At 70.2% G+C, this 17,405-nt stretch carries 18 protein-coding genes; 10 read left to right on the forward strand and 8 right to left on the reverse strand.

Annotated elements, in window-relative coordinates:
* The first annotated feature begins 8 nt into the window (after positions 1-8).
* The 6 genes from KXS11_RS10155 to KXS11_RS10180 all read left to right on the forward strand — a co-directional run bounded on the left by KXS11_RS10155 (position 9) and on the right by KXS11_RS10180 (position 5,610).
* On the forward strand, positions 9-851 hold the full coding sequence (locus KXS11_RS10155; RefSeq protein ID WP_437385496.1) for a carbohydrate ABC transporter permease: 843 nt from the start codon (positions 9-11) through the stop codon (positions 849-851).
* Positions 848-2,440, forward strand: coding sequence for a glycoside hydrolase family 3 N-terminal domain-containing protein (locus KXS11_RS10160; RefSeq protein WP_437385452.1), 1,593 nt, complete (start codon positions 848-850; stop codon positions 2,438-2,440). Before KXS11_RS10155 ends, KXS11_RS10160 begins: the two co-directional genes overlap by 4 nt.
* Positions 2,437-3,378 carry an N-acetylglucosamine kinase gene (locus tag KXS11_RS10165; RefSeq protein ID WP_437385453.1) on the forward strand — a complete coding sequence of 314 codons (942 nt, stop codon included), beginning with the start codon at positions 2,437-2,439 and terminating at the stop codon, positions 3,376-3,378. The genes KXS11_RS10160 and KXS11_RS10165 overlap by 4 nt, the downstream gene beginning before the upstream one ends.
* Positions 3,362-4,345 (forward strand): N-acetylmuramic acid 6-phosphate etherase, encoded by a 984-nt coding sequence (gene murQ, locus KXS11_RS10170; RefSeq protein WP_437385454.1) that lies wholly within the window; start codon positions 3,362-3,364, stop codon positions 4,343-4,345. The genes KXS11_RS10165 and murQ overlap by 17 nt, the downstream gene beginning before the upstream one ends.
* Positions 4,335-5,204 (forward strand): MurR/RpiR family transcriptional regulator, encoded by an 870-nt coding sequence (locus KXS11_RS10175; protein WP_437385455.1) that lies wholly within the window; start codon positions 4,335-4,337, stop codon positions 5,202-5,204. Before murQ ends, KXS11_RS10175 begins: the two co-directional genes overlap by 11 nt.
* A 121-nt stretch (positions 5,205-5,325) precedes the next feature.
* A complete protein-coding gene (locus KXS11_RS10180; protein ID WP_437385456.1) occupies positions 5,326-5,610 on the forward strand; it encodes a hypothetical protein in 285 nt (94 codons plus the stop codon).
* A 36-nt stretch (positions 5,611-5,646) separates the two neighbouring features.
* Here KXS11_RS10180 and KXS11_RS10185 read toward each other — a convergent pair whose 3' ends face one another.
* From KXS11_RS10185 to KXS11_RS10215, 7 genes are all read right to left on the reverse strand, one after another.
* A complete protein-coding gene (locus KXS11_RS10185) occupies positions 5,647-6,297 on the reverse strand; it encodes a GntR family transcriptional regulator (RefSeq protein WP_437385457.1) in 651 nt (216 codons plus the stop codon).
* Between the two features lie 192 nt (positions 6,298-6,489).
* Positions 6,490-6,936 carry a hypothetical protein gene (locus KXS11_RS10190; protein WP_437385458.1) on the reverse strand — a complete coding sequence of 149 codons (447 nt, stop codon included), beginning with the start codon at positions 6,934-6,936 and terminating at the stop codon, positions 6,490-6,492.
* A 67-nt stretch (positions 6,937-7,003) separates the two neighbouring features.
* Positions 7,004-7,750 (reverse strand): SDR family NAD(P)-dependent oxidoreductase, encoded by a 747-nt coding sequence (locus KXS11_RS10195; RefSeq protein ID WP_437385459.1) that lies wholly within the window; start codon positions 7,748-7,750, stop codon positions 7,004-7,006.
* A 25-nt stretch (positions 7,751-7,775) separates the two neighbouring features.
* Positions 7,776-8,561 carry an SDR family NAD(P)-dependent oxidoreductase gene (locus KXS11_RS10200; RefSeq protein WP_437385460.1) on the reverse strand — a complete coding sequence of 262 codons (786 nt, stop codon included), beginning with the start codon at positions 8,559-8,561 and terminating at the stop codon, positions 7,776-7,778.
* Positions 8,558-9,937, reverse strand: coding sequence for an MFS transporter (locus KXS11_RS10205; RefSeq protein ID WP_437385461.1), 1,380 nt, complete (start codon positions 9,935-9,937; stop codon positions 8,558-8,560). The genes KXS11_RS10200 and KXS11_RS10205 overlap by 4 nt, the downstream gene beginning before the upstream one ends.
* A 163-nt stretch (positions 9,938-10,100) precedes the next feature.
* Positions 10,101-10,982 carry a polysaccharide deacetylase family protein gene (locus tag KXS11_RS10210; RefSeq protein WP_437385462.1) on the reverse strand — a complete coding sequence of 294 codons (882 nt, stop codon included), beginning with the start codon at positions 10,980-10,982 and terminating at the stop codon, positions 10,101-10,103.
* A gap of 31 nt (positions 10,983-11,013) precedes the next feature.
* Positions 11,014-12,147: an asparaginase gene (locus KXS11_RS10215; RefSeq protein WP_437385463.1), complete on the reverse strand. Its 1,134-nt coding sequence runs from the start codon at positions 12,145-12,147 to the stop codon at positions 11,014-11,016.
* Between the two features lie 182 nt (positions 12,148-12,329).
* Between KXS11_RS10215 and KXS11_RS10220 the strand changes: the two genes are divergently transcribed.
* A complete protein-coding gene (locus KXS11_RS10220) occupies positions 12,330-13,451 on the forward strand; it encodes a LacI family DNA-binding transcriptional regulator (RefSeq protein WP_437385464.1) in 1,122 nt (373 codons plus the stop codon).
* A gap of 79 nt (positions 13,452-13,530) precedes the next feature.
* Here KXS11_RS10220 and KXS11_RS10225 read toward each other — a convergent pair whose 3' ends face one another.
* The gene (locus tag KXS11_RS10225; RefSeq protein ID WP_437385465.1) at positions 13,531-14,406 is read right to left on the reverse strand and encodes a LysR family transcriptional regulator; all 876 of its coding nucleotides are present in this window, start codon (positions 14,404-14,406) and stop codon (positions 13,531-13,533) included.
* 154 nt (positions 14,407-14,560) lie between these two features.
* Between KXS11_RS10225 and KXS11_RS10230 the strand changes: the two genes are divergently transcribed.
* The 3 genes from KXS11_RS10230 to KXS11_RS10240 all read left to right on the forward strand — a co-directional run bounded on the left by KXS11_RS10230 (position 14,561) and on the right by KXS11_RS10240 (position 17,394).
* Positions 14,561-15,463: an EamA family transporter gene (locus KXS11_RS10230; protein ID WP_437385466.1), complete on the forward strand. Its 903-nt coding sequence runs from the start codon at positions 14,561-14,563 to the stop codon at positions 15,461-15,463.
* Between the two features lie 159 nt (positions 15,464-15,622).
* Positions 15,623-16,216, forward strand: coding sequence for a hypothetical protein (locus KXS11_RS10235; RefSeq protein WP_437385467.1), 594 nt, complete (start codon positions 15,623-15,625; stop codon positions 16,214-16,216).
* 38 nt (positions 16,217-16,254) lie between these two features.
* Positions 16,255-17,394: an FAD-dependent oxidoreductase gene (locus KXS11_RS10240; RefSeq protein ID WP_437385468.1), complete on the forward strand. Its 1,140-nt coding sequence runs from the start codon at positions 16,255-16,257 to the stop codon at positions 17,392-17,394.
* Positions 17,395-17,405: the final 11 nt, after the last annotated feature.

Raw genomic sequence — 17,405 nt, forward strand, 5'->3', positions numbered from 1 at the left:
AGGTCCCGATGCACCGCAAGGCGAGCGCTCGCAAGATCCGCTCCAACACGGTCAAGGCGGTCCTCGTCACCCTGCTGCTCGTGTTCACCCTGTTCCCGGCGTACTGGATGCTGTCGAGCGCGTTCGACGCGCAGGCGTCCAGCGGCGGCCAGTCGTTCTTCCCGAAGGAGTTCTCCTTCTCGAACTTCGAGTCGGTCCTGACGGACGGCGGCTTCGGTGTCTTCCTGCGGAACTCCGCGATCGTCGCCGGCGCCACCGTCCTCATCTCCGCCGCCGTCGCCCTCCTGGCCTCGGTCGCGGTCGCCCGGTTCCGCTTCAAGTTCCGCACGGCCGTGCTGCTCATGATCCTCGTCGTGCAGATGGTGCCACTCGAAGCGCTCGTCATCCCGCTGTTCGTGCAGATCCGTGACCTGCAACTGCTCAACACCCTGCTCGGCCTCATCATCGTCTATGTGGCGCTCGCGCTGCCGTTCGGGATCTGGATGCTCCGCGGCTTCGTCGCGGCGGTACCGGTGGAACTCGAAGAGGCCGCGTTCCTCGACGGCGCCAGCTGGTGGCGCATGTTCCGCTCGATCATGCTCCCGCTCGTGGCCCCCGGCCTCGTCGCGACGAGCGTGTTCAGCTTCATCACCGCGTGGAACGAGTTCATCTTCGCGATGACCCTGCTCGGTGGCTCGACGGAGAACTACACCGTGGCCATCGGCCTCAAGCAGTTCTTCGGGCTGAACTCCAACGACTGGGGTTCCGTCATGGCGGCGTCGACGATCATCACCATCCCGGTCATGATCTTCTTCATCCTCGTGCAGCGTCGCCTGTCCGGTGGCCTCGTCTCCGGCGCGGTGAAGGGATGAGCGGCTCCGGCGTCGACGAGGCGACCGCCCGGCTCGTCCGCGGCGTGCTCTGGCCGGGGTTCCTCGGACGCACGGCACCCGAGTGGCTGCTTCGTGAACTGGACGGCGGCCTCGCGGGCGTCGTCTACTTCGGGCAGAACGTGTCGCCGGACCCGGCGGAGGTCGTCGCGCTGTCGACGACGCTGCACGCGCACCGCCCGGAGATCCTCATCGGGATCGACGAGGAGGGCGGCAACGTCTCCCGCCTCGAGGCGCTGACCGGCTCGACCCTGCCCGGTCATGCTCAGCTCGGCGCTCTCGACGACGTGGACACCACGCGAGCCGTCGGTGCCGCTCTCGCGGCACGCCTGCGTGCTGCGGGCGCGAACCTCGCCATCGCGCCGGTCGCGGACGTCAACACCAACCCCGCGAACCCCGTGATCGGCGTGCGTTCGTTCGGGCCCACCGCGGCCCTCGTGTCGCGGCACACCGCCGCGTTGATCGAGGGTCTGCAGTCGGGTGGTGTCGCGGCGTGCGTCAAGCACTACCCCGGACACGGTGACACCGCGAGCGACTCGCACCTCGACCTGCCCCGGATCGACCTCGACCTCGCGGCACTCGAGGCGGAGCACCTCCCGCCGTTCGACGCCGCGATCGCCGCGGACGTGGCGAGCGTCATGACCGCGCACATCGTCGTCCCGGCTTTCGGAGACGCGCCCGCGACCCTCAACCCCGTGCCACTCCGGCGCCTCCGCGACAGCGGCTTCGACGGCGTCATCATCTCCGACGCCCTCGACATGGCGGCCATCCGCACCACGACCGGCTCCGGTCGGGGTGCGGTGCTGGCGCTGGCCGCGGGGGTCGACCTGCTGTGCATCGGGAACCCGTCGAACCTCGGCCCCAAGCAGGGTGCGACGACCGACGAGGACGACTACCTCGAGGTGTTCCACGCGGTGTGTGCCGCGGTCCGCTCAGGTGAACTCGACCGCGGCGTCGTCGAGCGGGCGGCCGCGCGCGTCGCGAAGCTCGCGGCGTCGGTCGCCCCGTTCGGCGCCGAGCGCCCTGGCCCGGTCGCCGAGCACCTCAACCCGGTCGCCGAGCGTGTCGAGGCGCGCCCCTTCGCCGACGCGATCCGTCGCGTGGTGCGTGTCCGCGGCGACGTCGCGCTGTCCGCGACGCACCTGTCGCTCGTCGACCTCCGCGACCGCCCGACGTTCGCCGTCGCCTCCGCACTCGACCCGTTCGCCGAGTCGCTGAGCGAGCGCTTCGCCGTGGCCCGCGTGGCGGCGGGCGCGATCCTCTGCGAGGACGAGGCTCCTCTGACCTCGCTCATCTCGACCATCCCCGCCGACCACGGCGTCGTCCTCCTCGCCGACCGCCTCACCGAAGGAGGACCGCAGCGCGTCGCCGTCGACACGATCGCGTCGCTCCGGCCGGATGCCGTCCTCGTCGGCGTCGGACTCCCCCTCGCCGACGCCGACGCGCTCCCCGTGCCGTTCATCGACTGCCTCGCGGCCTCCCGTGCTTCAGCGGATCGCGTCACGGAACTCCTCACCTCCTCCCACGGAGAGCACCACCAGCACGACCAGCACCAACGGAACGGATCATGACCCACCACGAACGAGCGGTACTCGCCATCGACCTCGGGAAGACCTCCTGCCGGGCCAGGGTCACGACGGGAGAGGGTCCGGAGCCGACCGTGCTCGCCGAGACCCACGGCCGGGGAGCCCCTGGTCTCGCCGACCACGAGGGCGCCGAGCTGTCGGTGCGCGCGATCCTCGACACCGTCGCCGGGATCCCGACCGACATCCTGGCCGCTGTCCAGCACGTCGGGATCGGTGCGGCGGGCGTCGAAGCCGCGCCGCACGAGGTCGCCGCGTTCACCGCAGAGCTCCGCCTCGCGCTCGGCGCCACCATCGCCGTCGTCAACGACGCGCTCGCAGCCCACGCTGGAGCGTTCGCAGGCGGGCCGGGCACCGTGCTCATCGCAGGCACCGGCGCGGTCGTGTTCGACGTCGACTCCAGCGGAGGCGTCAGACAGATCGACGGATGGGGTCCCTGGCTCGGCGACGAGGGCAGTGGACGCTGGATCGGCCAGCAGGGGCTCGAAGCGGCCCTCCGCGCCTCGGACGGCCGTGGTCCGGCCACCGCGCTCCTCGCCGACGCCGAAGCCCTCACGGGAAGTGTCTCAGCCCTGCCGCTCTGGGTCTCGCACCACGGCGCACCGGCCCGCCAACTGGGCACCTTCGCCCCGACCGTGATCGCCCGGGCGGAAGAGGGCGACACCGTCGCCGCCGCGGTGATCGTCGAAGCCTGCGCGCGCCTCGCGACGAGCGCGGCCGCCGCCGGAACGGGGTCGGTCTGTGTCGTCGGTGGCATCGCCTCCCAGCCGTACTTCGCCGCCCACCTCGCGACAGCGATGCACGAGGTCGGCGTCGAACTCGTCGCGCCCAGAGGCGACGCCCTCGACGGCGCCCGCCTCGTCGCCCTCGACACCACGATCACCTACGACGGAAGGGTCGTGCGCGACGATGTCCACGCAGCCTGAAACCCCTGGATCACCGGCGACCACGCGCGACACGCTCCGCGCGGAGCTCGCCACGCTCTCCACCGAGCAGGTCGGCGAACGCGTCCCCGATCTGGACGCCCTCAGCACCCGCGACCTCGTCGCCGCGATGAACGACGACAACCGTTCCGTCCCGGACGCGGTCGCAGCCGTCGAACCGCGCATCGCCGAGGCCATCGACGCGATCGTCGAACGTCTCCGTCGCGGAGGTCGCCTCATCTACCTCGGAGCCGGTACGGCCGGGCGCATGGGTATCCTCGACGCGAGCGAGGCCCCGCCCACCTTCGGCACCGACCCCGGCCTCATCGTCGGCCTCATCGCCGGCGGGCCGGGTGCGATCCAGCAGGCCGTGGAGGACGCCGAGGACCACGACCACGCCGGCCGCGCAGACCTCGCGTCCCTCGCCATCACCGCCGACGATGCGATCGTCGGGGTCTCGGCGTCCGGCCGCACCCCCTACGTGCTCGGCGCACTCGACTACGCGCGGTCGATCGGCGCAGTGACGATCGGGCTCTCCTGCAACGCCGGTTCCCCGCTCGGCCGCGACGCGGACATCGGCATCGAGACCGTCGTCGGCCCGGAACTCCTCACCGGCTCCACCCGGTTGAAGGCCGGCACCGCACAGAAGCTCGTGCTCAACATGCTCTCGACCATCTCGATGGTGCGCCTCGGCAAGACCTACCGGAACCTCATGGTCGACCTCCGGGCGACGAACGAGAAGCTGCGGGCGCGATCGGAGCGCACGGTCATGCTCGCGACCGACGTCGACGCCGCCACCGCGGCACGCACGCTCGAGGCGACCGACGGTTGGGTGAAGGCCGCTATCCTCGTGCTCATGACCGGCATCGACGCAGGCGAAGCCGTCGCCCGCCTCCGCGGCGGCGACGGATCCCTGAGCGCTGCCATCGCAGCGTACGGATCGACGGGGGCAGCGCCCGATGGCGACTGACGCGCTCCTCGTGCTGCGCCAGGCGATCCCCCGCCTGAGCGCTGCGGAGACGCGCGTCGCAGAGACCATCATCGGCACCCCCTCGCTCGTCGTCGAGCTCACCATCACCGAACTCGCGAAGGCCTGCGGCACCTCGCAGGCCACCGTCGCACGCTTCTGCCAGACCATCGGCTACACCGGGTACCGCGAGTTCCGGGTGGCCGTCGCGACGTCGACGAGTCGCGAACAGGCGGAACGCGACCGGTTCGAGGTGGACGACGCCGACATCGACCCCGACGACTCGGTCGAGGCGGTCGTGGCGAAAGTCGCCTACCAGGAGGTGCAGGCCATCGAGCTGACGGCCCGCTCCCTCGACCGGGTCGCGCTCGACGCCGTGGTCGACGCTCTGCTCGCCGCGCCGCGCATCGACATCGTGGGCTTCGGGTCGTCGAACCTCACCGCGCAAGACCTCCACCAGAAGCTCTACCGGATCGGCATGCCGGCGAACACCTTCGTCGACGCCCACCTGGCGCTGCCGTCCGCGGCGCTCCTCGGACCGGGCGGTGTCGCGATCGGCATCTCGCACTCAGGGCTCACGGTCGAGACGGAGCAGGCGTTGCAGCTCGCGCGGGCCGCCGGCGCGACGACCGTCTGCATCACGAACTTCCCGGATTCCCCCATCGCGAGTCGTTGCGACCTCGTCCTGGTGACGCAGGCCCGGGAGAGTCGCTACCGTTCGGGCGCCATGTCGTCGCGAATCGCGCAGCTCGCACTCGTCGACCTGCTCTTCATCCGCGTCGCCCAGCGTCGTTATGACGCTGCCGCCGAGTCGCTGCGCCGCACCTATGACTCCATCCAGGACCACCGCATCGACAGCTGAGTCCGTGTCGCGCGCGTCACGGCCGGCCGACTCGGCGAACCGCGCCGGACGTGTCCCGCGCACGGATGCCAGCGATACTGAGGAGGACACGAGTACCCATCTCGTGCTGGAAGGTGCAGCTATGACGGATCACCCGGTGGACCTGAGCGACGCCGTCGTGCTGTTCCTCACGGGATTCCCGTCACGGAACGACGACGAGTTCCTCGCCGGCGTCGCCGACGAGGCCACACGGGATGCCGTGCACGCAATCCTCGACGAGACCCGGAGGATCCCCATCGAGTGGGGGCGGAAGACGCTCCCCGAGATCGGCCAGGAGGTTCGCGGAGTCGTGCGCCAGCGTCATCCCGAGCTGACAGACACCGCGGTGGACCGACTCGGCAGCTATTTCACCTATCTCGTGAAGTGACGTCGCCCGGGCTCCGGCGCACGGATGCGCCCGGTGCTAGAGGGTCTTCGAGAGGCGGAAGACGTCTTCGACGGCGAGTTCCGCCGCGACGGCGTCGCCTGCCTGCAATGCATCGCCGAGCGCGGGGAACGCTGCCCGCTTCGTGTCCCAGTCGATGACCTCGGGTGTCGTCATGACGGAGACGCGGTAGGACAGCCCGTTGATGATGTCCTTCGTCGCATCGACGAGTGTGGGGTTCGGGCAGGCGTCGATGAAGGCGTCGAACAGGCTGCGGCTCAGGCGGTCGTACTCCGCGGCGTCGCGCTCGTCGACGACGACCCGGATCTGATCGATCGACCGGCCGAGCGCCTTCTTCTGCGTCGCTCCCAGGCCGGGGACGGTCACGCGGACGACGCCGCCGAGCATCGCGCCGAGCGTCTGCATGAGCTCGGTCCGCTGGGCGGGGTCGGGGAGGGCGACGCGTGTGTACCGCTGAGCGGCCATCTCGACGAGACCGACGCGGGCGAGGTCGTTGAGCGCCTCGCGGATGGGCGTGCGGGAGATGCCGAGCCACGACTGCAGCTCGCCGTCGTTCAGGTGCTCGCCGGGCTCCAGCGTTCCCTCGAAGATGGCGGCGCGGATGCGTTCGACGGCAACCTCGCGGAGGGAACGACGCTCGACCGGCGGGGTGGCTGATGGCACAGGCATGGGATTCTCCTTCGACGGGATGCTACGAGATCAGCGTACCGAGTATCAGCGCACCTGCACCCGTGCGCGGCCGTCGTGGCGCCGGTACCGTGACATGCGACGCCGAGTCGCCCGAATTCGTCCGAAACTGCGAGCGTTTCGCACGATTCAGGGCGACTCGGAGCTCGTCCTGCGGGCTCACGCGGCCCGGACTCAGGCTCTGACGAGGAGCGTCCACGTGCCGGCGTCGTCTGCGAGCCGAAGCTGGACCTCGGTGCCCGCGACCCGCGCCGAGATTGCGGCCGCGAGGACGTCGAGCAGCGCGCGATCGGGGGCGGAAGCGTCGTTGGAACCCGAGTCGAGGCGCCGCTCGGCTCGCACGGATCCGCGGTCGAGGCGCACGGCCCGGTGGCGCGGCAACGCCTGCGGATCGAGAGCCGTCACGCCCGCGTCGACAACGGCGTCGAGGAGCGAGTCGAAGGTGCGGTGGAGCCGGGCCGGGCGACCGCCGACGGCGACCATCCAGCCGGACGGCCCGGTCGTCACGCGTACCCGCGGCGAGCCGGAGGACAGCACGCGGGCGACCACCGCGCGCTCGTAGCTCCCGCCGACGAGGCCGGCCGCCCAGTCGGTGGGACCGCCACCGCACGCGCCGCACACGGTTACCGCCCTCCGACGACGGCGTGGCGGCGGGCACCGCGGACCGGACGGTCGAGAACCCGCATCGTCACATCACGTCCCCGCTGTTGGGACCGAGCGTCTGACCGACGAAGAGGTTGCCGTCGGGGCTCGCGGCGAGCAGCACCGCGGTGGGAGCGACCTCGTCGACCGTCCCGAACCGCCCGAGCGGCAGCTCCGCACGCTTCGCGACCTTCCACTCCTCGCTGATCCCCTCGACGAGCGGCGTCTCGATGGGCCCGGGTGCGATCGCGTTGACCAGCACCCCGCGGGCCGACACCTCGAGCGCGAGCGACTTCGTCAGCGCGATGACGCCAGCCTTCGCAGCCGCGTAGTGCGCGAGTCCGTCGCCACCCTTGATGCCGAGCTGCGAGGCGATGTTGATGATGCGTCCGTCGCCGCGGTCGAGCATCCCGGGGAGCACCTCACGGCACAGCACGAACACGCTCGTGAGGTCGACGTCGATCGTCTGCTGCCACTGCGTGGTCGCCATCGAGGCGACCGGCGACTCGGTGAGGATGCCGTGCGAGGTGACGAGCGTGTCGATGCGCCCCAGCACAGCCGTCGCCTCGGCGACGGCTCGCACCACCGCGGACTCATCGGAGACGTCGAAGACGAGCGCCGCTGCGCCACCGAGATCGATGGTCGCCTGCTCCACCCGTGGATCTCGGTCCGCCAGCACCACCGTCGCGCCTTCGGCGATGAAGTGTCGGGCGATCGCGAAGCCGATCCCGCTCGCGGCACCCGTGACGAGCGCCGTGCGCCCCGCGAGCCTGCCGTTCCGCTGCTGCTGCATGGTCCGATCCTCCTCCATGGTCCGGTCAGTCGCGCATCGCGACGGTGAGCGCGCCATCGACCGTGATCGCCTGGCCGCTCACGTAGTCGGCGTCCGAGGACGTCAGGAACCCGATGACCGAGGCGACCTCCTCAGGCTTCCCGACCCGTCCCCAGGGGATGTACGAGCCGGCGTCGCGCAGACCGTCGGCGCCGAGCGAGTTGACCGCGTCGAGCGACTGGGGCGTCTCGATGAGGCCGGGGATGATCGCGTTCGCGCGCACGCCGCGAGGGCCGTACTCGACGGCGAGACTGCGGACGAGACCGATGACGCCAGCCTTCGCCGTCGCGTAGTGCACGTGTTCCTGCCAGCCGTAGACGCCGCCCGCGATCGAGGAGATCGCGACCACCGAACCGCCGCGACCGAGATGCGGGGACGCGGATCGGGCGAGACGCATGACCCCGTGGAGGTCGACCTGCAGCACCTCGTCCCACTGCTCGTCCGTCATCGTCTCGAACGGAGCGCGACGCAGGATGCCGGCGTTGGCGATCACGTGATCGACCCTCCCGAAGGCGCGCACCGCCTCGGCGACGAACGCGTCCACCGATCTGGTGCTGCTGACGTCGAGGTCGACGACGACACCGGACCCACCGATCGCCTCGACCTGACGCAGGGTCTCACCGGCGTCGTGCGGGTCACCGGCGAAGGTGCCGATGACGACGCGGTCGCCACGAGCGGCGAGCCGCACGGCGGCAGCCCGCCCGATGCCGGAAGCGGCGCCGGAGATGATGGAGACCGCAGCCTCCCGGGACTCCGTCGGGGCCGCCGTCATCGCGCAGCCTCCGTGGCGACGTCGGCCGACGCTGCAGCCGCACCATCACCGCGGTCCGCGGCCTTGACCGACTTCGCGCCCAGCATCACGAGCCCGGACACGACCGTGCCGACGGCACCGACCACGAGGGCCGCGGTGGAGAACGGGACGGCTGCCGCGACGAGACCCGTGAGGATGAAACCGCCGATGATCGCGCCCGGCTGGCTCATCGCACCGATGAAGGTGCTGCCGGTGGCGCGGCAGTCCTGGTCGAAGCACTCGGCCTGGAAGAACATGATCGCCGCGTAGGGGCCGAGGAGGAAGAACAGGCCGGCCATGTAGGTGAACAGCACGAAGAACGGGTCGCTCGGGCCGAGCAGCATGGCGGCGAAGCAGACGCCTCCGAGGATCCAGCCCATCACGATGACGCGCTTGCGTCCGAAGCGGTCGCCGAGCCAACCGTGTGTCAGGTAGCCGAGAGCACCGACGAGGTTGGAGCCGATGACGAGCAGCAGGGCGTTCGAGGCGTCGATCCCCTTGCCGGTCTCCAGCACGGTCGTGCCGAGGACGGAGAAGGTCTGGATGCCGAACCAGTTGAACAGCCAGGCGAGCGACAGCACGATCGTGTTGCGGAGGTGCTTGCCCTGGAAGATGCGCTTGAACGGCGCCGAGGTCTGGACGTCGAGGCCCGTGGCCGCAGCCAGCGCTTCGGCCTCCGGGACCTCTCCGACCTTGCGCAGTCGCTGGATCTCCCGCTGAGCCTCGAACTGCGGGCTCTCCTTGAGACGACGGCAGACGAGGGCGACGATGACCGCGGGGATGGTCGCGAGGATGAAGGCGATGCGCCAGCTGTCCGCGCCGAAGATCGCGGTGACGATGGCGACGAACGCCGCAGCGGTCAGCGCTCCGATCGGCCAGCCGGTCTGCACCATCGAGTACACGAAGCCCTGGTTGCGCTTGATCTTCTTGTCCTCGGTGACGGCGTAGAGCTCGTTGAGGTAGGTCGCGTTGACCGACTGCTCTGCGAGACCGAGGCCGCTGATCGCGCGCACACCGACCAGGGATGCGGCCCCGACGGTCGCAGCGGTGGCCGCCGAGGATGCTGCTGTGCCGGCGACGGAGATGATCATGCCGCGACGACGCCCGAGCTTGTCGACGAGCGGCCCCACGAGCATGACGACGACGAAGGTGCCGATGCTCACGAGGGTGGAGATCAGGAGCGCGTAGCTGGTGTCCCAGCCGAAACTCTCCTCGATGCGCGGGAGGAGCGTGCCGAAGAGGATGAAGTCGTAGACGGCGATCGTCCAGGCGAAGAAGGCGATGCGCGTCGCGCGACGCGTCTCCTTGACGCCGACGGACCGGAGGCCCGCCGGGTGGTTCGTGGTTGGGGAGGTCATGATGATCCTTGTGATCGGGTGATGCGACGGAGGTGCGGGCGCGCCGGACGTCGGTGGGGTCGCCTCGTGGGCGCTCGCCTGGTCTGGCGGGTGGGGCGCTGGTCGCGCTGCAGAACGGGTCAGGGTGCCGGTCAGCTCGGGGAGTCGGCCGGCACCGGTCTCATCAGGAGGTGCGCGGGTTGCGCTGGACGAAGTCCTGCGCGATCGCGTCGAAGGTCGTCCAGCGGACGCCCTCGTGCCGGTTGATGTGCTCGATGAGGCGCTCCAGCATGAGGAGTACCTGTGGGCGACCGGAGACGTCGGGGTGGATGGTGAAGGTGAAGACGCCGTAGTCCATCTCGCGGTAGACCCAGTCGAACTGGTCGCGCCACATCTCCTCGAGATGGCGCGGGTTCACGAAACCGTGACTGTTGGGACTCGATTTGATGAACATCATCGGAGGCAGGTCGTCGAGGTACCAGCTGGCGGGGATCTCGACGAGGTCGGTCTCCTGACCGCGCACGAGCGGTTTCATCCAGGTCTCGGCGGGCTGGTCGTAGTCGATCTTCGTCCAGCTGTCACCGACACGCACGTAGTACGGCTCGAAGTCGCGGTGCATGAGCGAGTGGTCGTAACGGATGCCGCGTTCGATGAGGAGTTCGTTGGTGACGGGCGAGAACTCCCACCAGGGGGCGACGTAGCCGGTGGGCCGGGAGCCGCTTCGGTCGGTGATCAGATCGATGCAGCGGTCGAGGATGTCGGACTCCTGTGTCCGACTCATCGCGATGGGGTTCTCGTGGCTGTACCCGTGGATGCCGATCTCATGCCCAGCCGCGACGACCTGATCGAACTGCTCGGGGAAGGTCTCGATGGAGTGGCCTGGCCAGAACCAGGTGGAGGGGAGGTCGTATTTCGCGAGGAGTTTGTTGAGGCGAGGGACGCCGACCTCGCCGGCGAAGACGCCGCGCGAGATGTCGCCGGGCGAGTCCTCTCCGCCGTACGAGCCGAGCCAGCCGCCGACGGCGTCGACGTCGATACCGAAGGCGACGAAGATCTCTTTGGTCATGGGGTGTCCTTTCGAGTGGGGCTGTCGGCGTTCACCGGGCCGGACGAAGGGCGCTGGGCCCATCGATCAGCTCGGAGAGCGGGGTGGAATCGGGGAGCGGGGTGGACGTCCCGGCCGCTGAGCCTGCCGGGGTGCGCACGGGCGCAGGCCCTTCGACAGGCTCGGGCAGGGTTGCATCGGGGCTGCAGTATCGCGCGATCTCGTCACGGACGACGGCAGGATCGCCGGACTCAGACAGCAGGAGCGCGAGGAGGATGCGCACCTGCGACCAGGGGAGGTCGCCGGTGGGCACGGCACCTGCGTCACGAGCGTCCACCGCTCCCCCGCCGCCGTAGATCGGCACGACCGGGCCGTCGCCGGCTCGGCTCGCGAGGGCGACCACCACGCCGTCGGCGGTGGCCTCACCGATCGCGGTCACGATGGCGGAGTTCGGGTTGCCGGTGCCGGATCCGATGACGACGATCCCGCTCGCACCGGAACGGATGGCCGCGTGGAACAGGGACTCGTCGGCGCCCGGATAGGTGAGCAGGGCGTCCACCCGAACGGTGTCGAACGCTGAGGAGGGCAGCGCGCGGGCCGGGAGACGGACCGGACGGAGGCGGATGTCGACTCGACCGTCCCGGACGTGTCCGAGGGGGCCCGTGCCGGCCGAGGCGAACGGTGCCATCTCCAGAGAGTGCATCTTGCGCACGCCTCGAGCGGCGAAGACCTCGCCGGCGAAGCTCACGAGCACGCCCATCTCGCGGGCGACCGGGGAGGCGGCGAGCAGGATCGCGTCACGGAGGTTGGCGGGGCCGTCGGTGGCCGCCTGGTCTGCGGCGCGCTGGGCCCCCGTGAAGACGAGGGGGCGCGGGTCGGCGTGCACGAGGTCGGCGAGGAACGCCGTCTCCTCGACCGTGTCGGTGCCGTGGGTCACGACGATGCCGTCGATGTCGGGACGGGCGAGCTGGTGGCCGACGGCCTCGACGATGAGCCGGAGGTCACCGAGCGTGAGATTGAAGGAGTTCTTGCGGAGCACGTCGACTGCCTCGACCTCGATGCCCTCGAGCTCCCGGTCCAGGCCATGGAGCAGCTGGGCGGCGGCATCGCTCGCAACGGCCGCACCATGCTCGTCCACGCGGGAGGCGATGGTTCCCCCCGTGGCGAGGATGACGATTCGAGGCATGTCGGCCCTTTCGGAGGCGGCTCGCGGGCTGCGAGTTCCCATAGTCTGCACCTACACAAACGTTTGCGTCAATCGTTTGCGTGTGTCGATTGTGTCAAGATGCTGTTTCGACGACGTTACGCAGATCAGGCCGGACAACGGGGTGCCGCACGCGATAATCGAGTGAAGCACGAGGAGGCTCCATGGCCACGGCCCCCAGCGATCCGCCGCTCCGGATCGAGCAGGACACCACGCCCAGCGCGCCGCCCTCCGCGAACAGCGGCGCACCGGCCCGCCGCTCCGGCGCCCCGCGGCGCCCGATGACCCAGCGCATGATCGCCGAGCTCGCCGGGGTGAGCGTGACGACCGTCTCCCGCGTCCTCAACGAACGCGAGACCCAGCCCGACCGCTGGGCGTCACCGGAGACGATCGCGTCGATCCTCGAGATCGCGAAGGCCAACGGCTACCGACGCAACCCGCATGCCGCGAGCCTCCGGACGAGCCGTTCCGACCTCGTCGGCGTGCTGGTGCCGCGCCTCCAGGACTTCGTGCTCGCGACGATCTACGAGGGCATCGACGAAGCGGCGACAGAGCGCGGGATCTCCACCTTCGTCACCAACTCCCTCGACGACCCCGAACAGCAGCGCATCCGCACGCAGAGCATGCTCGACCGTCGGGTCGACGGCCTCATCTTCGGCGACGCCCACCTCGACGACCCCTTCCTCGACGAACTCGCCGCCGAGGGCGTCTCCTTCGTGCTGACCTCCCGTCGAGCCGGAGACCACCTGTCCGTGACCTGCGACGACCTCGCCGGCGGGCGCCTCGTCGCCGAGCACCTGCTCGAGATCGGGCGACGCGACGTCGCGATCCTCGCCGGTCTGCCGTTCGCGTCGACCGCACGCGAGCGCACCCAGGGCGTGGTGGAGGGCTTCCGTGAGGCAGGCTTCGAGATCCCCCCGGAACGCATCATCTACAACGGTTTCGACGCCGCGGCCGGCCGCGAGGCCGCCGAGCAGTTGTTCGCGACCGCCCCCTACCCCGACGCCGTGTTCGCGACCAACGACTTCGCCGCGATCGGCGCCATGGGCGTCCTGCGCGACAAGGGGCTGCGCATCCCCGAGGACGTCGCGCTCGTCGGCTACAACGACACTCCGATCGCCGCCTCGATCGGCACGCCGCTCACCACCGTCCGCTCGCCGATGCACGAGATGGGACGCGAGGCGCTCACCACGCTGCTCGGTCTCCTGGCAGGCAAGGAGGTCGCGTCCAAGCGCCTCACCCCCGAGCTCGTCGTGCGCGCGTCAACCGTCGCCGCCTCCCACTGACTCGCCCGGATTCGTCCGAAATCGCGCGATTTTCGCGCCGATTCGGGCAACTCAATGCCTCAGCGCGGGCCCGGAATCCTCAGGCGCCCGAGGACCACTCCTCGCGCACGAAGCGCACGAACTGCTCGACCGCGGGTGACACGACCCGTGCGCGGCTCGTCGCGACGCCGATCACCCGCACCGCCTCGTCGTCGAGCGGCACGAGCACCACGCCCTCGATGCTCGTGGAGTCCGGCAACACCGCGATGCCGACACCCGAGCGGACGAGCCCGCGGAGCGTCGACAGCTCGGAGACCTCCATCGTCACGCGCGGGACGATCCCGTGGCGGGCGAAGTACGCGTCGGCGATCTGCCGGAGCCCGGAGTCCGTGGTCATCGCGAGGAAGTCGACCTGCTCCAGCTCCGACGCGGACAGCGAGGCGCGCGACGCGAACGCGTGCCCGGCCGGAACACCGAGCACGAGGCGCTCCGAGGTCAGCGGCCGCCACTCGATCTCCGGGTCGCGTGGCTCCGGGCTGAGGAACGCGACGTCGGCCGAACCGGAGCGCAGTGCGTCCAGCACACTGTCGGCCTTGCCGCCGTCGAGCACGAACTGGATGTCCGGGAGCAGCTGCCGGTACTCGCTCACGATGCGCGGGATGAGCCAACTGCCGAGCGACGACACGTAGGCGATGGACACGAGACCGGCGGACGGGTCGCGCAGCTCGTCGATCCGGGACTGCGCGTTGTCGAGTTCGGTCTGCGCCCGGAGGGCGTGGACGAGGAGGATCTCGCCGTAGCGGTTGAGTTCCAGACGGTTCTTGTGCCGGTCGAACAGCTCGACGCCGGCATCGGCTTCGAGACGCCCGATTGCGCGGGTGAGGGTCGACTGCGAGATCCCGAGCGCTTCCGCGGCGTACGGGACGTGGCCGTCCTCGGCGAGCGCCCGGAGGTACGCGAGTTCGTCGATCCTCATCCCCTCATGATGCCGCAGATGTCCCATATCGGCCGGACCTGCGGCGGTGTCTCCCCGCAGGGACCAGGACTTCCGCACGGCACCAGCACAGAACCGCGCATGTTCGCCCTCGCCGGTGCAGATCTCCTGTCGCCAGGGCCAGTACCGTGGTGCAGTGACCCGCGCAGCGAACCCCAACGCCACGGCGACCGGAGCCCTGCTCGTGGTCGCCGGTCTGGTGTGCCAGGAGGTCGGCGCGTCGATCTCGGTCACCCTGTTCCCGCAGATCGGTCCGATCGGCATGGTCACCCTGCGACTGGTGTTCTCAGCGATCATCCTGCTCGCCATCGCGCGGCCGGTGCTGCGCGGGCACACCGCGGGCTCCTGGGGCAGTGCGATCGGATTCGGTCTCGTGCTCGCCGGCATGAACACCTTCTTCTACCTGTCGCTCGAACGCATCCCTCTCGGTCCGGCGGTGACGCTCGAGATCCTCGGGCCGCTCACCCTCAGCGTGATCGCGGGGCGTCGGTGGATCAGCGCCCTCTGGGCCGGGGTCGCGCTCATCGGCGTCCTCCTCCTCGGCGGCGTCCTGCTGCACCGCGGAGAGACTGCCGCCCTCGACCCGCTCGGCACACTGTTCGCGCTCATCGCCGGAACACTCTGGGTGGGGTACATCCTGCTGTCGTCGCGCACGGGCAAGGCGTTCCCCGGCCTCAACGGCCTGGCGATCGCCGCAGCCGTCGCGGCCCTCGCGACCATCCCGCTCGCCGCGGTCACGGCAGGCCCGAACCTGTTCGACCCCGTGATCCTCCTGCTCGGCCTCGGAGTCGCGGTGCTGTCGTCGGCGATCCCCTATGCCCTCGAGTTCATCGCGTTGCGACGCCTCAGCCCGGCGACCTTCGCGATCATCCTCGCGTCGGCACCGGCCATCGCCGCGATCGCCGGGCTCGTCCTGCTCGCGCAGCAGCTCACGGTGCCGCAGTGGGCCGGGATCGGGTGTGTGGTGGTGGCGGGAATCGGCGCGGTGCGCACCGCGAAGCGCGACCTCGGTCCTGAGGCGCAACCAGGTCTCGCGTAGCACGTCGACGAGCTCAGTGACCAGGGGCGGAGCTCAGTAGCCGAGCCAGGCGTGCGGTGACCCTTCGACCGGTTCAGGGCTCCGCGCGCGGCACTCGGTCCCCGAGCCCGTCACCCGGTCCCCGGGCCTGTCGAGGGGCGCTCGGATAGGCTCGAAGCCATGAGCGACGCGCAACCCTTCGACCCTCGTGCTGCTCGTCGCCGGCTCCGCAGACGGAACCACCGGGAACAGCCCGAACACGGCGACGCCCGCGGCTTGCCACCCGGCAACGCTGCAACGGTCGCGAAATACCTGAAGGAGCGCGTCTACGCGACCTTCACGGGGCTGGCGATCGTGCTGGTGCTCGCCGCGAACGTCGAGCACCACGATGCGGCGGGCGCGCTCTTCACGCTCGTGATCGGTGTCGCGGGCATCACCGTCGCCGGGCTCGTCGCCGAGATGATCGCGCACCTGGCCGCGCACGGCGCCTTCCCCGACGCCACCGAGTGGCGTGTCATGTTGCGCATCGCGTGGGGTTCGCTCTTCACCGTCGCGACACCGGCCATCCTCCTGATCCTCGCGGTGTTCGGCGTCATGCAACTCGACACCTCGCTCCGCGTCTCGACGATCGTCTACCTGGTCACGCTGGGCCTCAGTGCCTGGTTCGCCGTCCGCCGCGCAGGGCTCACCCTCTGGAGGCAGCTCATCGCGATGGCCGCACTCGTCCTCCTCGGTGCCGCAGTCATCGGACTCCAGGTCCTCGCGCACGGGTGACCGACGTCCGCGGAAATGCCAGCGCACGCTCGAGCGTTGTGCTGGGGGTGAGCGAACCGGTCCCCGTCGACGTCGTCGTGATCGGCGCGGGACAGGCAGGTCTCTCCGCCGCGTACCACCTGCATCGTCGCGGCTTCGTCCCCCTCGTCGACGACGCCCTGCCCAGCGACTCCAGCGCCCGCACCTTCGTCGTGCTCGATGCGAACGACGCCCCTGGAGGGGCGTGGCAGCACCGCTGGCGCTCACTCGTCATGGCGACCGTCAACGGCATCTACGACCTCCCCGGCATGCCGAAGCCCGAGCTCGATCCGACGTCCCCGAGCGTCGATGTCATCCCGCCGTACTTCGCCGCGTTCGAGCAGCAGTTCGGGCTCGCCGTCCGGCGGCCGGTCCATGTGCAGGCGGTCACCCGAGCGGACGACGAGCCGCACGGCCGGCTGATCGTTGAGACGTCGGCGAGCAGCTCCCCGTCTGCGCAGCGCTTCGCGGCGAGCGCCGTCATCAACGCGACGGGCACCTGGACGAAGCCGTTCTGGCCGTCCTACCCGGGGCGCGAGCGTTTCCGCGGGCGTCAGCTCCACGTGGCCGACTACGTCTCTGCCGAGGAGTTCCGGGGGCAGCGCGTCGTCATCGTCGGTGCCGGGATCTCGGCGATCCAGTTGCTCGATGAGATCTCGCACGTCGCCGAGACGGTGTGGATGACGCGTCGTGAACCCGAATGGGTCGAGGAGGAGTTCGACACGCTCGCGCGGGTCGAGGCGATCAGGGGTGTCGAGGAGCGGGTTCGCCAGGGGCTCCCGCCAGGCAGTGTCATCTCGGTGACGGGCATGCACTGGACCCCGTGGGCGCGTGCGGCCCAGGCGCGTGGAGTGCTCGTGAGGCATCCGATGTTCCGCAGGATCGAGGAGCACGGGGTGATCCTCGAGGACGGCTCGTACCTCCCGGTCGACGCGATCCTGTGGGCGACGGGTTTCCGCGCCGCCCTCGACCACCTCGCGCCACTCGGCGTCCGTCTCCCCGGGGGCGGCATCCGGATCGACGGCACGCGCGCCACGGACGAGCCCCGTCTCCACCTGATCGGCTACGGCCCGTCCGCATCGACCGTCGGCGCCAATCGCGCCGGTCGGGCCGCCGTCAGTGCGATCCTCGCGGACGAACGGTCGCGTTCCGCCGCCTGATCGTGCCGCAG

This window comes from Plantibacter flavus, from assembly GCF_051487245.1.
In the GTDB taxonomy this organism is placed as follows: domain Bacteria; phylum Actinomycetota; class Actinomycetes; order Actinomycetales; family Microbacteriaceae; genus Plantibacter; species Plantibacter flavus_B.

What these genes read in the sequence shown, in the direction of transcription:
- KXS11_RS10155 (WP_437385496.1), top strand. Translation starts at nt 9, where the DNA reads ATGCACCGCAAGGCGAGCGCTCGCAAGATCCGCTCCAACACGGTCAAG.
- KXS11_RS10160 (WP_437385452.1), top strand. Translation starts at nt 848, where the DNA reads ATGAGCGGCTCCGGCGTCGACGAGGCGACCGCCCGGCTCGTCCGCGGC.
- KXS11_RS10165 (WP_437385453.1), top strand. Translation starts at nt 2,437, where the DNA reads ATGACCCACCACGAACGAGCGGTACTCGCCATCGACCTCGGGAAGACC.
- murQ (WP_437385454.1), top strand. Translation starts at nt 3,362, where the DNA reads ATGTCCACGCAGCCTGAAACCCCTGGATCACCGGCGACCACGCGCGAC.
- KXS11_RS10175 (WP_437385455.1), top strand. Translation starts at nt 4,335, where the DNA reads ATGGCGACTGACGCGCTCCTCGTGCTGCGCCAGGCGATCCCCCGCCTG.
- KXS11_RS10180 (WP_437385456.1), top strand. Translation starts at nt 5,326, where the DNA reads ATGACGGATCACCCGGTGGACCTGAGCGACGCCGTCGTGCTGTTCCTC.
- KXS11_RS10185 (WP_437385457.1), bottom strand. Translation starts at nt 6,297, where the DNA reads ATGCCTGTGCCATCAGCCACCCCGCCGGTCGAGCGTCGTTCCCTCCGC.
- KXS11_RS10195 (WP_437385459.1), bottom strand. Translation starts at nt 7,750, where the DNA reads ATGCAGCAGCAGCGGAACGGCAGGCTCGCGGGGCGCACGGCGCTCGTC.
- KXS11_RS10200 (WP_437385460.1), bottom strand. Translation starts at nt 8,561, where the DNA reads ATGACGGCGGCCCCGACGGAGTCCCGGGAGGCTGCGGTCTCCATCATC.
- KXS11_RS10205 (WP_437385461.1), bottom strand. Translation starts at nt 9,937, where the DNA reads ATGACCTCCCCAACCACGAACCACCCGGCGGGCCTCCGGTCCGTCGGC.
- KXS11_RS10210 (WP_437385462.1), bottom strand. Translation starts at nt 10,982, where the DNA reads ATGACCAAAGAGATCTTCGTCGCCTTCGGTATCGACGTCGACGCCGTC.
- KXS11_RS10215 (WP_437385463.1), bottom strand. Translation starts at nt 12,147, where the DNA reads ATGCCTCGAATCGTCATCCTCGCCACGGGGGGAACCATCGCCTCCCGC.
- KXS11_RS10220 (WP_437385464.1), top strand. Translation starts at nt 12,330, where the DNA reads ATGGCCACGGCCCCCAGCGATCCGCCGCTCCGGATCGAGCAGGACACC.
- KXS11_RS10225 (WP_437385465.1), bottom strand. Translation starts at nt 14,406, where the DNA reads ATGAGGATCGACGAACTCGCGTACCTCCGGGCGCTCGCCGAGGACGGC.
- KXS11_RS10235 (WP_437385467.1), top strand. Translation starts at nt 15,623, where the DNA reads ATGAGCGACGCGCAACCCTTCGACCCTCGTGCTGCTCGTCGCCGGCTC.